Annotated in this window: 11 protein-coding genes; 8 read left to right on the top strand and 3 right to left on the bottom strand. The window is 72.1% G+C overall.

The window, feature by feature from the left end; translation table 11 throughout:
* From LY13_RS06295 to LY13_RS06285, 3 genes are all read left to right on the top strand, one after another.
* Nucleotides 1–1,542 carry a serine/threonine-protein kinase gene (locus LY13_RS06295; RefSeq protein WP_253827334.1) on the top strand — a complete coding sequence of 514 codons (1,542 nt, stop codon included), beginning with the start codon at nt 1–3 and terminating at the stop codon, nt 1,540–1,542.
* 163 nt (nt 1,543–1,705) lie between these two features.
* The gene (dapA, locus tag LY13_RS06290; protein WP_253827333.1) at nt 1,706–2,731 is read left to right on the top strand and encodes a 4-hydroxy-tetrahydrodipicolinate synthase; all 1,026 of its coding nucleotides are present in this window, start codon (nt 1,706–1,708) and stop codon (nt 2,729–2,731) included.
* Nucleotides 2,728–4,425 (top strand): ribonuclease J, encoded by a 1,698-nt coding sequence (locus LY13_RS06285; protein WP_253827332.1) that lies wholly within the window; start codon nt 2,728–2,730, stop codon nt 4,423–4,425. The genes dapA and LY13_RS06285 overlap by 4 nt, the downstream gene beginning before the upstream one ends.
* A gap of 155 nt (nt 4,426–4,580) precedes the next feature.
* Here LY13_RS06285 and LY13_RS06280 read toward each other — a convergent pair whose 3' ends face one another.
* The gene (locus LY13_RS06280) at nt 4,581–5,585 is read right to left on the bottom strand and encodes an EamA family transporter (protein WP_253827331.1); all 1,005 of its coding nucleotides are present in this window, start codon (nt 5,583–5,585) and stop codon (nt 4,581–4,583) included.
* 104 nt (nt 5,586–5,689) lie between these two features.
* On the opposite strand from LY13_RS06280, the gene LY13_RS06275 reads away from it, so the two are divergent.
* Nucleotides 5,690–6,199, top strand: coding sequence for an Lrp/AsnC family transcriptional regulator (locus LY13_RS06275; RefSeq protein WP_253827330.1), 510 nt, complete (start codon nt 5,690–5,692; stop codon nt 6,197–6,199).
* Here the strand turns inward: LY13_RS06275 and LY13_RS06270 are convergent.
* Entirely contained in the window at nt 6,180–6,923 is a 744-nt protein-coding gene (locus LY13_RS06270; RefSeq protein ID WP_253827579.1) for a lysophospholipid acyltransferase family protein, read from the bottom strand. The two genes, LY13_RS06275 and LY13_RS06270, sit on opposite strands and share 20 nt — an antisense overlap.
* Nucleotides 6,924–7,147: 224 nt before the next feature.
* Between LY13_RS06270 and LY13_RS06265 the strand changes: the two genes are divergently transcribed.
* Nucleotides 7,148–9,940 carry a DNA translocase FtsK gene (locus tag LY13_RS06265; RefSeq protein ID WP_253827329.1) on the top strand — a complete coding sequence of 931 codons (2,793 nt, stop codon included), beginning with the start codon at nt 7,148–7,150 and terminating at the stop codon, nt 9,938–9,940.
* A gap of 81 nt (nt 9,941–10,021) precedes the next feature.
* On the opposite strand, the gene LY13_RS06260 is transcribed toward LY13_RS06265, so the two are convergent.
* Nucleotides 10,022–10,519: an amino-acid N-acetyltransferase gene (locus tag LY13_RS06260; RefSeq protein ID WP_253827328.1), complete on the bottom strand. Its 498-nt coding sequence runs from the start codon at nt 10,517–10,519 to the stop codon at nt 10,022–10,024.
* A 64-nt stretch (nt 10,520–10,583) separates the two neighbouring features.
* Between LY13_RS06260 and rimO the strand changes: the two genes are divergently transcribed.
* Genes rimO through LY13_RS06245 form a run of 3 tightly spaced genes read left to right on the top strand, consistent with a single transcriptional unit; the run spans nt 10,584 to nt 13,199 of the window.
* Nucleotides 10,584–12,047, top strand: a complete 1,464-nt coding sequence (gene rimO, locus LY13_RS06255; protein WP_253827327.1) for a 30S ribosomal protein S12 methylthiotransferase RimO — start codon at nt 10,584–10,586, stop codon at nt 12,045–12,047.
* Entirely contained in the window at nt 12,044–12,706 is a 663-nt protein-coding gene (gene pgsA, locus LY13_RS06250) for a CDP-diacylglycerol--glycerol-3-phosphate 3-phosphatidyltransferase (RefSeq protein WP_372493771.1), read from the top strand. The genes rimO and pgsA overlap by 4 nt, the downstream gene beginning before the upstream one ends.
* A 16-nt stretch (nt 12,707–12,722) precedes the next feature.
* Nucleotides 12,723–13,199 carry a CinA family protein gene (locus tag LY13_RS06245; RefSeq protein ID WP_253827326.1) on the top strand — a complete coding sequence of 159 codons (477 nt, stop codon included), beginning with the start codon at nt 12,723–12,725 and terminating at the stop codon, nt 13,197–13,199.
* Nucleotides 13,200–13,295: the final 96 nt, after the last annotated feature.

Here is a 13,295-nt window from a genome sequence, read left to right as displayed (position 1 = left end):
GTGACCGAGAACCCCGAGCAGCAGACCGATTCGAGTACGCGGGCGCACGCGCCGTTGCGCACGGTGGCCGGGCGGTACGCCCTGTTGGAGGAGCTGGGCCGCGGCGGCATGGGTGTCGTCTGGCGCGGCGAGGACACCGTGATCGGCAGGCACGTCGCGGTGAAGGAACTCCGGCTGCCGGACGGCGCCGAGGACGCGGGCGTGTTCTCCGAGCGCATCCTGCGGGAGGTCCGCACCGGAGGGCGGCTCAACGACCCGGCCGTGGTGACGGTGTTCGACGTCGTCGCCGACGGTGACGCGACGTTCATCGTCATGGAGCTGGTCGAGGCTCCGACCCTGTCCGACCTGGTCGACCGGCGTGGCCCGCTGCCGGCACACGAGGTGGCGCGGATCGGTGAGCAGGTCCTGTCGGCGCTCGAGGCCGCGCACCGGGCCGGGATCGTCCATCGCGACGTCAAACCCGGCAACATCATGGTCGCACCGAACGGTCGGGTGAAGCTGACCGACTTCGGCATCGCACAGGCCGTCGACGACCCGAGGATCACCACGAGCGGGATGCTCGTCGGCTCCCCGGCATTCATGGCGCCCGAGCGCGTCGCGGGGCAGGAGGCGCTCGCGGCCTCCGACCTGTGGTCCCTCGGCGCGACGCTGTACTTCGCGGCGGAGGGTGCGCTGCCGTTCCAACGGTCGACCACCGCGGCGACGCTGCACGCGATCATGCACGAGATGCCGCCGCTCGCGCGGGCCCACGGCCCGCTGGCCTCGGCGATCATGGGCATGCTGACCACGGCGCCGGAAGCTCGGATCCCGGCGGGTCAGGCGCGGGGTCTGCTGACCGCCGCGGCGCAGCCCGGCGTCGCGCAGCCGGGGCCGCAGACCCCGCCCGGAGGCGACGTCGGGGCCACGGCCGTGCACCACGGCGGGGCGCCGACGCAGGCCACGCCGTCCGGCGCGGGCCGCGCGCCGGTGAGCAGGATCCGGCGCAGGCTGCTGACCGTCGGCGGTGCGGTCGCGGCGGTGGCGCTGCTGGTCGGCGGCTTCTTCGCGGGCAAACCGTTCTGGGGCCCGGCCACCGACGACGCGATGGCCGAGACGCTCACCTACGGCCGCGGCGGCGACATCGCCAACTACGAGTTCGACGGCAGCTCGTACTACTGCGTCAACACCCCGCTCGCGGCGGGACGTGCGCTCGCGTCGAGCAACTGGGTCGACTGCGAGGACGAGGCGCACGACGCGCAGCTGTACGACGTCTCGGCGGCGGTGCCGGAGTCGAGCGATTCGGACGCCGCGGCGGCGACGTACCCGGGCGAGCAGCGGCTTCGGACGTTCGCCGAGGCCCAGTGCGCGGCGACGTTCCACACCAACCGCGTGCGCGACGACGCCCGGCCGAACCTCCGGTTCCTGGCTCTCGTCCCGACCGAGGCCGAATGGGATCGCAGGCCCTCCGACGACTACGCCTCGCCGGTCCGCTCCGTGCTGTGCTTCCTGGTCCCCGCCGAGGGCGGCAGGCTCGAAGGGTCGGCCACGCGCGGCGTCGTCTGACCGTGACGCCGGGCCGGCCCGGCGCCGGGCGGGCACAAGAACTTCCGGTGGTGACGGGGTGGCGCCGGTGATCGTCCGGCGTGCGGCGTGACGCCCACGGAGCCGTGCCCGCGGGGCATGGTCGACGCGCCGACCCGGCCTCGCGGGAGGTACCGTCAGCGGCATGTCGACCGCTTTGCCTACCGCGCCCACCGCCGCGCCGGGCCGTCCCTTCGGCCGCGTGCTGACCGCCATGATCACCCCGTTCGACGACCAGGGCGAACTGGACGTGACGCGGGCGCAGGAGATCGCCGAACACCTGGTGGACCTGGGCAACGACGGCCTCGTCGTCAACGGCACCACCGGTGAGAGCCCCACGACGACCGACGACGAGAAGGCCCGCCTGCTGCGCGCGGTCGTCGAGGCGGTGGGGGACCGGGCCGCCGTCGTCGCCGGCGCGGGCACCTACGACACGCGGCACAGCATCGAGCTGGCCCAGCAGGCGGAGAAGGCGGGAGCCCACGGCCTGCTCGTCGTGACGCCGTACTACTCGCGGCCCACGCAGGCGGGCGTGCAGGCGCACTTCACGGCGGTCGCCGATGCCACCGAACTGCCGGTGATGCTCTACGACATCCCGCCGCGCTCGATCGTGCCCATCGAGGTCGACACGCTGCGCAGGCTCGCCGAGCACCCGCGCATCGTCGCCGTCAAGGACGCCAAGGGCGACCTGCTGGCGGGCAGCGAGGTCATCGCCAACACGCACCTGGCCTACTACTCCGGTGACGACGCGCTGAACCTGCCGTGGCTGTCGGTCGGCGCGGCCGGTGTGGTCAGCGTGATCGGTCACGTCGTCGCAGGTCGGATCCGCGCGATGATCGAGGCCTACGAGGACGGCGACACGTCCACCGCACGCACCAACCACCGCGGCATGCTCGCGGTGTATCGTGCGTTCTCCCGCGTCGGCGGTGTCGTGTTCTCGAAGACCGCTCTGCGCCTGCGTGGCTTCGACGTCGGTGGTCCGCGACTGCCGATCGTCCCTGCCACCGACGATCAGGTGGAGGCGATCGCCGCGGACCTGACCCAGGCCGGCGTGCCGCTCGACGCCTACCGAGCGGAGGACTGGGCCGGTTCTCGTGCGCGCCGCGCGGACGAGGCCGCGGCCTACGTCACGCCCACCACCCACACCAGCGTTGGGACACTGCATCAGTGAGTGAACTCGCGGTCGGCCCCGGACCGACCTCCGCACCACCCGCACTGCCGGAAGGCGCGCTGCGTGCCGTCGCACTGGGCGGTATCAGCGAGGTCGGCAGGAACATGACCGTCTTCGAACACGGCGGCAGGCTGCTGATCGTCGACTGCGGCGTGCTGTTCCCCGAGGATCCGCACCCCGGCGTCGACCTGATCCTGCCGGACTTCCGCGCCATCGAGGACCGGCTGGACGAGGTCGACGGCCTCGTGCTCACGCACGGCCACGAGGACCACATCGGCGCGGTGCCGTTCCTGCTGCGGTTGCGGCCGGACCTGCCGGTCTACGGCTCGAACTTCACCCTGGCGTTGCTCGCGGCGAAGTGCCGGGAGCACAAGCAGAAGCCGGTGCTCGTGGAGGTGTCCGAGGGCGAGCGGCGGAACGTGGGAGCGTTCGACCTCGAGTTCTTCGCCGTCAACCACTCGATCCCCGATGCGCTGGCCGTCGCGATCCGCACCCCCGCGGGCGTCGTGCTGCACACCGGCGACATCAAGCTCGACCAGCTGCCGCTCGACGGCAGGCTCACCGACCTGGCCGGGTTCGCCCGCCTCGGCGACGAGGGGGTGGACCTGCTGTGCGTCGACTCCACCAACGCCGAGGTGCCCGGCTTCGTCACGCCGGAGCGCGAGATCGGCCCCGTGCTCGACGACGTGATCGCGAAGGTGCGCCAGCGGGTGATCGTCGCGTGTTTCGCGAGCCACGTGCACCGCGTGCAGCAGGTGCTGGACGCGGCCGTGCGGCACGGCAGGCGGGTGGCGCTGGTGGGCCGGTCGATGGTGCGGAACATGAACATCGCGGCCGAACTGGGACTGCTGAACGTGCCCGAGGGGTTGCTGATCGACCTCGACGAGGCCGTGAACCTGCCCGAGTCGCACGTGCTGTTCGTCTCGACCGGTTCGCAGGGCGAACCACTGTCGGCGCTGTCGCGCATGGCGCGCGGGGAGCACCGCCAGATCTCCATCCGCGCGGGCGACACGGTGGTGCTGGCGAGCTCGCTGATCCCCGGCAACGAGAACGCGGTGTTCGGGGTCATCAACGGGCTCGTCCGGCTGGGCGCCGACGTGGTGCACCAGAGCAACGCCAAGGTGCACGTGTCCGGTCACGCCTCGGCGGGCGAGCTGCTGTTCCTGTACAACGCGATCCGGCCGAGCAACGTCATGCCGGTGCACGGCGAGTGGCGGCACCTGCGGGCCTGCGGTGAACTGGCGGTCCGGACCGGAGTGTCACCGGAGAACGTGGTCCTGGCCGAGAACGGCGTGGTCGTCGACCTGGTCGACGGCAAGGCACAGGCCACGGGCCGGGTCGAGATCGGCGAGGTCTACGTCGACGGGCTCTCGGTCGGCGACGTCGGTGAGTCGACGCTGTCGGACCGCTTGATCCTCGGCGAGGGCGGCTTCATCGCGATCACCGTCGCGGTGGACTCCGCGACCGGGCGGGCCATGAGCGAACCCACCGTGTCAGGCCGCGGCTTCTCCGACGACCCGAAGGCGCTCGACGAGGCGGCCTCGCTGGTCGAGATGGAACTCTCGCGGACCGAGGCCGAGGGGATCACCGAAACGCACCGCATCGCGCAGGCCATCCGCCGCGCGGTCGGCCGCTGGGTCGCGGAGACCTACCGGCGGCGGCCGATGATCATCCCGACGGTCATCCCGGTGTAGACGCTCCCGCACCCGGGTGCCCTGCCCGCGGGTGCCCGGGGCCGGGGCGCCCGCGGGGCGCGCCTGCGGGTGGAAGCGCGGACCACGCGTGCGGGGCCGCAGGACATGCCGGTCGGGGTGCAGGACACACGCTGGTGGAGTGCGTGTGGTCGGCGCTAGTCGGCCACCGGGAGGGGTTCACCCACGGGCTGCTTCTTCGGTGACGTCAGCTGGACGAGCGCGGCGCCGCCGAGCAGGATCGCCGCGCCGAGCACCTGCGTCCAGGTGAGCGCCTCACCGAGCAGCAGCCAGGCCAGCCCGGTGGCGATCAGCGGCTCCATGAGGGCGAGCACGCTCGCCGCGGCCGCGGGAAGGTGGCGCAGCGAGGCGGTGCCCGCACTGTAGGCCAGCACCGTCGACAGCAGGGCCACCGCGATGAGCAGCACCCACACCGGCGGCTGCCACGGTCCGAGTTCGGCCTGCGCCGTCACGACGTCGCCGGGCCACGTCCACGGCGGCGCGACGACGCACATGGCGACGCCGCCGACCGTCATGCCCCACGTGACCATCCCGAGCGGGTGTTGCTCGGCGACACCGCGTTCGCCGAGCAGGAAGTACGCCGCCGAGCACACGGCCGCGCCGGCTCCGGCGAGCAGGCCGACCGCGTCGAGCGTGATCCCGCCGCCGATCCGCGCCACCATGGCCAGCCCGGTGAGAGCGCAGGCGATGCCCAGCCACATCGGCCACGGCAGCCGCACCCGCCGGACGAAGCGGACCCACAGGGCCACGAGCACCGGCGAGGTGAACTCCAGCAGGATCGCCACGCCGACGGGGATGCGGGACGCGGCCACGAAGTACAGCAGTTGCACACCCGCGACGCCCAGCAGGCCGTAGGCCACCAGCAGCCGCCACTGTGCCCGCCGCACCCGCAGCAGCGAGGGGCGCAGCAGCGCGACGCACGCGAGCATGACCACCGCCGCGATCCCGATCCGCGCGGCCGCGACCTGTTCCGGGCCGAGGCCCGCCGTCATCGCGGGTTTGCCGATCACGCCGGAACTGCCGAAGCACAGCGACGCCACCAGCAGCAACAGCACCCCGCGGCCGGCGTGCGGGCGAAGGGGACCGGGTGGGGCGGGGGCGGCGTCGCCGCCGGTCTGGCCGGCGGGGCGAGTCGTGGTCATGCAGGTGTCCTCGCGGGATCGAACGGAGGGGGACGCCGATGACGGTAGCCGCAACCGACGTGCGGCCGATTGAAAATCGTCCCGGCCGCGCGCAATATTGTTGCGTGAGCGATCTGCGGCTGGACGACCTCGACCACGACCTGCTCGCCCTGCTGCAGCGCGACGCGTCCCGCACGCTGCGGGACCTGGGTGACGAGGTGGGGCTGTCCCCGAGCGCGGTGTTGCGCCGGGTGCAGCGTTATCGCACGGGCGGCCTGCTCAGCCACAACGTGGCGGTGCTGGACCCGCGCCACGTACCGGAGGTCATCCTGGCCGTGTGCCTGGTGACGATCGAGGACGACACTCCCGAGGAGGGACGCCGGTACCGGGCCAGGCTGCTCGACACCCCGGAGGTCCAGCAGGCCTACGAGGTCTCGGGCGACTACGACTACGTCGTGGTGCTGGCCTGCGTCGGCATGCGGCACAAGAACGAGGTCGCCAAACGGTTGTTCCAGCAGGACCCGAACGTCAAGCGCTACACGACGCTGTTCGTCCTCGACCCGGTGCGCACCGGGGCGGCGCTCCCGACGCGGGGACCGGACGGGGTCGACGAGGTCACGGGCGCCAGGGACTGACCGTGTCCGTCGGCCTGGTCGGATCCCGGAACCTCGGGACGTCGGGTTCGTCGCGGCGCAGCGGGACGAGCCCCTCGGTGATCGTCCGCATGATCTTGGCGTGTGCCTTCACCGCGTGGCCGGGTGTGCCCGCGTCGAACTCGGAGAGGTCCACGGGTTCGCCGAAGTGGACCCGGAAGGTCGGCCTGCGCAGCGGCGCGGTGAAGCCGGACCGTGCCAGCGGGACGAGGTCGCCGAACCCGCTGACGGTCGGCGTGCCCCAGTAGACGGCCTCGTGCGCGCCCCACTGGCTGATCGGCACGACCGGTACGCCTGATCCCAGGGCGAGCCGGGCGAGGCCCGTCTTGCCGCGCTCGGGCCACAAGCCGCGGTCGTGGCTGATCCGTCCCTCGGGGTAGACGATGATCGGCACCCGCGTCGATCTGAGTTCGTCGACGGCGTCGGCGAACTGCTGCACGGCCGAGGCCGAACCCCGGTCGACCCGCAGGTGGCCGCTGGCCTTCAGTGCGGAGCCGAGCACCGGCGCGTCGAGGAGGCCGCCCGCGAGCATGAACCGGGGAGCCAGCCCGATCGACCGGCACGCGGCCATGAGCACGAACGGGTCGAAGTTGCCGATGTGGTTCGCCGCGATGAGCAGCGGCCTGCCGCGCAGTCGCCGCGCGACGGATCCGGTGACCCGCAACCTGCCCGCGACACGGACGAGGTTGTGGTCCGCGGCGAGCATCGCGCGCCAGATCGCCGGAGTCCCGCCGCCCCGTGACGGACTGTGATCGTCGGTGTGACTGCCGGTGGTACCGCTCAGCATGCCCAGAAGGATGTCACGCGCACGGATGAGCGCAGCCTCCCGGGCGGCGGTGCGGACGGGCCGCAGTGTGACCTCGTCGTTCGTGACGCGCGGGCCGCGTGTGGCGGCTGGGACGCAGGTGATGATCCGGTTACCGTGGGGCCATGGCGAGTGGGTCGGTGACGAAAGGCCGGGGCGGCGCGGCGCGGGGATCGGGAGGTTCCGGCGCCACGTCCGGCGGTTCCCGTGGCTCGGGCGGTGCCCGGGGTTCCGGTGCGCGCACCTCCGCCGCCAAGAAGGGCGGCGCCGCAAAGGGCAGTGCGGCGAAGGGCAGTGCGGCGAAGGGCAGTGCGGCGAAGGGCAGTGCGGCGAAGGGCAGTGCGGCGAAGGGCAGTGCGGCGAAGGGTGCCAAGGGGTCCGGTGCCAAGGGAGCGTCGTCGGCGCGCACCCGGACGGCGTCGTCCTCGCGCACGCCGGCCAGGAAACCCGCCACGGGCGGCAAGGGCGCCGGGGCGACGTCGGGCGCGAAACGCAGCTCGGGATCGGCCGTACGCGGCGGCTGGAACCTCGCGGCGAAGGTCGTCGGCGGGCTGGCCCGCACGGTCGGCCGCACCCGTGAACTCGAGCCCGAGCACCGCAGGGACGGTCTCGCGCTCGGGTTGATCGCCCTGTCGCTCGTCACGGCCGTCGGCGTGCTGTGGGAGAGCGCCGGGCCGATCGGGGAGATCGTCACGATCGCCATGCGCACGGTGTTTGGTGCGGGCTCGGTGGCGATCCCGCTGGTCCTGCTCGTGCTCGCCGTCGCGTTGATGCGCTCGGAGCCGAATCCGGACACGCGCCCACGACGGGTCATCGGCCTGCTGTTGCTGGGCCTGGCGGTGCTCGGCCTGCTGCACCTGATCAACGCGCGGCCGCAGGGGCACGAGGGCCTGATGTACGCGGGCGGCGGACTCGGCTGGTTCTCGGGCGACCTGCTCGCCCGCGGGGTCACCGTGTGGGTCGCCGCCCCGCTGCTGGTGCTGGCGCTCGTGTTCGGGGTGCTCGTGTTCACCGGAACGCCGGTGCGCGACATCCCCCGGCGGCTCAGCGAATGGGGCACCGAGCCCGCCGACGACGCGTTCGAGTCCGACGACGAGGCCTCGCGCGGGCGTCGGGATGCCGATCCCGTGGCCGAGGGGGATCCGTCCGCCGTGCGGTTGCGCAAGCCGTCGCGGCGCCGGCAGTCCGCGTCCGGGTCGTCGACGCTCGACGAGATGCTCGACGGCGAGGACGCCGCGAGCGGTGCGGCGGAGCAGGCCGTGGCCCGGCCGAAGGCGACCGACACGGCCGTCGACGGAGCGGCCGCGAAGGCCGCGGCGAAACCCGCCGCGAAGGCAGCGGAGAAGGCGGAGGCGAAGACCGAGACCGCGCAGGCCGAGCCTGCCCTGGCGATCACGCGGACCGTCGACGGCGACTACACCCTGCCGCCACCCGACCTGCTCACGCTCGGCGACCCGCCGAAGGCCCGGAGCAAGGTCAACGACGCCATGATCGAGTCGATCACGGGCGTGCTGGAACAGTTCAACATCGACGCCCAGGTCACCGGGTTCGTCCGCGGTCCGACGGTGACTCGCTACGAGGTGGAACTCGGCCCCGGTGTGAAGGTCGAGAAGATCACGGCGCTGACGAAGAACATCGCCTACGCCGTCGCCACGGACAATGTCCGGCTGCTGGCGCCGATCCCCGGCAAGTCGGCCGTCGGCATCGAGGTGCCCAACTCCGACCGCGAGATGGTGCGGCTCGGCGACGTCCTGCGGTCGGCGAAGGCCGCGAAGGACGCGCACCCGATGGTGATCGGCCTGGGCAAGGACATCGAGGGCGAATTCGTGACGGCGAACCTCACGAAGATGCCGCACCTGCTCGTCGCCGGGTCCACCGGTTCCGGTAAGTCGAGCTTCGTCAACTCGATGCTCGTCTCGCTGCTGGCACGGTCGACGCCCGACGAGTGCCGCATGATCCTCATCGACCCGAAGATGGTCGAGCTGACGCCGTACGAAGGCATCCCGCACCTGATCACCCCCATCATCACCCAGCCGAAGAAGGCGGCCGCGGCGCTGGCGTGGCTGGTGGAGGAGATGGAACAGCGGTACCAGGACATGCAGGCCAACCGGGTGCGCCACATCGACGACTTCAACGAGAAGGTGCGCTCCGGCGAGATCACCGCGCCGCCCGGCAGCGAGCGCGAGTACCGGCCCTACCCGTACATCCTCGCCATCGTCGACGAGCTCGCCGACCTGATGATGACCGCGCCGCGGGACGTCGAGGACGCGATCGTCCGCATCACCCAGAAGGCGCGTGCGGCAGGCATCCACCTGATCCTGGCGACGCAACGGCCGTCGGTCGACGTCGTCACCGGCCTGATCAAGACGAACGTGCCCTCGCGACTGGCGTTCGCCACGTCGTCGCTGACCGACTCGCGCGTCATCCTCGACCAGCCGGGCGCCGAGAAGCTGATCGGCATGGGTGACGGGCTGTACCTGCCGATGGGCGCGGGCAAGACGATCCGCATCCAGGGTTCGTTCATCGGCGACGACGAGATCCAGTCGGTCGTCGACTTCACCAAACAGCAGGGCGAGCCCGACTACACCGAGGGCGTCACCCAGGCGAAGGCCGACGAGAAGAAGCAGATCGACGAGGACATCGGCGACGACCTCGACGTGCTGCTGCAGGCCACCGAGCTCGTCGTCACCTCGCAGTTCGGCTCGACGTCGATGCTGCAGCGCAAGCTCCGTGTCGGCTTCGCCAAGGCCGGGCGGCTGATGGACCTGCTGGAGAGCAGGGGCGTCGTCGGCCCCTCGGAGGGGTCGAAGGCCCGCGACGTGCTGGTCAAACCGGACGACCTGCCTGCGACGCTGGCGTTCATCCGCGGCGACGACCCGCCGCCGACCACCGACGACCAGCCCGATCCCGAGGAGTGACACCCCGGACCGTTCGAAGCCGGCAGGGCGCGTCGGTCGGCGTCGAACCGGCGGATCGCCTGGGTGGTCGGTCCGGGCCGCTCAGAGCTCGAGGAGCATGCGCGTGTTGCCGAGGGTGTTGGGCTTGACGAACGGCAGGTCGAGGAACTCGGCGACACCGGTGTCGGGGGAGCGGCGCATCTCGTCGTAGACCTCCTGCGGGACGGGCGCTCCGTCGATGGCACGGAAACCGTGCCTGCTGAAGAAGTCCGTCTCGAACGTCAACACGAACAGCCGGGGCAGGCCGAGCCTGCGCGCGAGGTCGATCAGCGCCGACACCAGGGCGTGCCCGATGCCGTGGCCACGGGCCGCGCGGTCGACCGCCACGGTGCGGATCTCGGCGAGGTCCTCCCACAGCACGTGCAGAGCCCCGCAGCCGACGATCTCGCCGTCGAGTTCGGCGACCCAGAACTCCTGGACGGCCTCGTAGAGCGTGACGAGGTCCTTCTCGAGGAGCACCCTGCCGGCATCGGCGTCGACGAGGCGTTTGATGGTGCGGACGTCGGCGATGCGGGCGCGGCGAATGATCGGTGACTCCACCGCTCAAACGCTAGCGGCCGGGTTGCGCGGACATGCCGATGGCCTGGTCGTTACTCTTGTCGGGATGTCTTCCGCAGATTCCTCGCCCGGCCGCAGGGTGTCCCTGCTGACCCTGGGCTGTTCCCGTAACGAGGTCGACTCCGAGGAACTCGCGGGGCGACTCGCCGCGGGGGGCTGGGAGCTGGAGAGCGATCCCGCGGGCAGCGACGTCGTGGTCGTCAACACGTGCGGGTTCGTCGAGTCGGCGAAGAAGGACTCGGTGGACACGCTGCTGGCGGCGTCCGACACGGGGGCGAAGGTCGTCGCCGTCGGCTGTATGGCCGAGCGCTACGGTGAGCAGCTCGCCGCGAACCTGCCCGAGGCCGACGCCGTGCTGGGCTTCGACCACTACGCGCAGCTGGCCGAACGGCTCGACGACGTCGCCGCGGGCAGGCGGATCAGCTCGCACACGCCCGCGGACCGCAGGACACTGCTGCCGATCAGCCCCGTCGAGCGACAGGACGCCGCCGAGGACGTCGCGGTGCCCGGTCACGCGGGCTGGGGACCGCGCGTGCTGCGCACGCGGCTCGACGACGCGCCGGTCGCGTCGCTGAAGATCGCCTCCGGCTGCGATCGGCGTTGCTCGTTCTGCGCCATCCCGTCGTTCCGTGGCTCCTTCGTGTCCCGGCATCCGGACGAGATCGTGGCCGAGGCGCAGTGGCTGGCCACGCAGGGCGCGCGGGAGCTGTTCCTGGTCAGCGAGAACTCGACGTCCTACGGCAAGGACCTCGGCCGGGAGCTGGGCGGCACGCGGGCGCTGGAGGCGCTGCTGCCGCGGCTGGCGGAGGTCGACGGCGTCGAGCGCGTGCGCGTGTCGTACCTGCAACCCGCCGAGACCCGCCCCGACCTGGTGAAGGCGATCGCCACGACCCCGGGCGTGGCCGACTACTTCGACCTGTCGTTCCAGCACTCCAGCGAGGCGGTGCTGCGGCGGATGCGGCGGTTCGGGTCGACCGACTCGTTCCTCGCGCTCGTCGACCAGATCCGGGAGTACGCGCCCGAGGCGGGCATCCGCACCAACGTGATCGTGGGTTTCCCCGGCGAGACCGAGGACGACGTGGCCGAGCTGGAGCGGTTCCTGACCGGCGCGCGGCTCGACGCCGTGGGCGTGTTCGGGTACTCCGACGAGGACGGCACCGAGGCCGAAGGGTACGAGGGCAAGCTCGACGAGGACGTGATCGCCGAGCGGGTCGCTCGGATTTCCGCGCTGGTCGAGGAGTTGACGGCGCAGCGGGCGGAGGAGCGCATCGGCACCGTCGTCGACGTGCTCGTCGAGCAGGCGGGCTCCGACGTCGAGAACGACGGGGAGGCCGAGGTCACGGGCCGCGCCGCGCACCAGGCGCCGGAGGTCGACGGCGAATGCGTCGTGCTCGACGCGCCCGGGGTCGAGCGGGGGCAGGTGATCCGCTGCGAGGTGGTCGACAGCGAGGGCGTCGACCTGATCGTGCGCCCGGCGGGGCCCGCCACCGGTGAGGACGCCGCGCGGTGACCGGCGCACCCGGAGGCGACGGCGCGGCGGGCGGCGCAGGCGGTTCCGCGGACGGAACCGGCAGGCCGGTGGTGTCGGTGCCGACGCTGAACATCGCGAATCTGCTGACGATCTCGCGGCTGGTGCTGGTGCCGCTGTTCGTGATCGCCCTGTTCGCGGGCGGTACCGGCGAGGAGGACGACGGCGACGTCGTTCTGTGGCGGTACGTCGCGGCGGCACTGTTCGCCATCGCGGCGCTGACCGACAACGTCGACGGCTGGGTGGCCCGCAAGTACGACCTCATCACCGACTTCGGCAAGATCGCCGATCCGATCGCCGACAAGGCGCTCATCGGGGCCGCGCTGGTCGGGCTCAGTGTGCTGGGCGAACTGCCGTGGTGGGTGACGATCGTGATCGCCGTCCGCGAACTGGGGATCACGCTGCTGCGGTTCTGGGTGATCCGCCACGGCGTGATCCCGGCGAGCCGGGGCGGCAAGGCCAAAACGCTCGCCCAGGTCGTCGCGATCGGACTGTTCCTGTTGCCGCTGCCCGCGGCACTGGACGTCGTGAGCTGGACCGTGATGATCGCGGCGCTGGTGCTCACGGTGGCGACCGGGCTCGACTACGTCGTCCGCGCGCTGCGGTTGCGGGCGACCTCGGCGGGCACGACGGCGTCGTGATCGGCAGAATGCTGTCGTGAGCGAGCAGGGCACGTTGCCACGGCGGGTCGTCGAACTGCTGACCGCCGCCGGGCAGACGGTGGCTGCGGCGGAGTCGCTGACTGCGGGCCTGGTGTGCGCGAGCCTGGCCGAGGTGCCGGGGTCGAGCGTGGTGCTGCGGGGCGGCCTGGTCGTGTATGCCACGGAGCTGAAGCACGAACTGGCGGGTGTGTCGGCGGCGCTACTGGAGGCCGAGGGCGCGGTGCACCCGGAGGTGGCGGCACAGCTGGCGGCCGGGGTCCGGGAGCGGTGCCGGTCCGACTGGGGGCTCGGACTGACCGGTGTCGCGGGTCCGGCACCGCAGGACGGGGTGGCGCCGGGGACGGTGCACGTCGCGGCGTGCGGTCCGGACGGTCGCCACGCCCGGACACTGGAGATTTCCGGCGACCGGGACGCGGTGCGCACCGGGGCGGTCCGGGGTGCGCTCGTGCTGCTCGCGGAACAACTCGGCTGACCTGGGCGTTGTACCGGGACACAGCCCGCCCGGACCTCCCGGGTGGGTACCGCCGGTGAGCGTGGCCGGGCCCCGTGGCGGGCCCGGTTCGTTCGC

Origin of the sequence: Prauserella aidingensis (genome assembly GCF_024171865.1) — a bacterium.
GTDB classification, from domain to species: Bacteria; Actinomycetota; Actinomycetes; order Mycobacteriales; family Pseudonocardiaceae; genus Prauserella; species Prauserella aidingensis.
The sequence above is the reverse complement of the archived record's forward strand: the minus strand, read 5'-3'. Positions and strand labels throughout refer to the sequence as shown.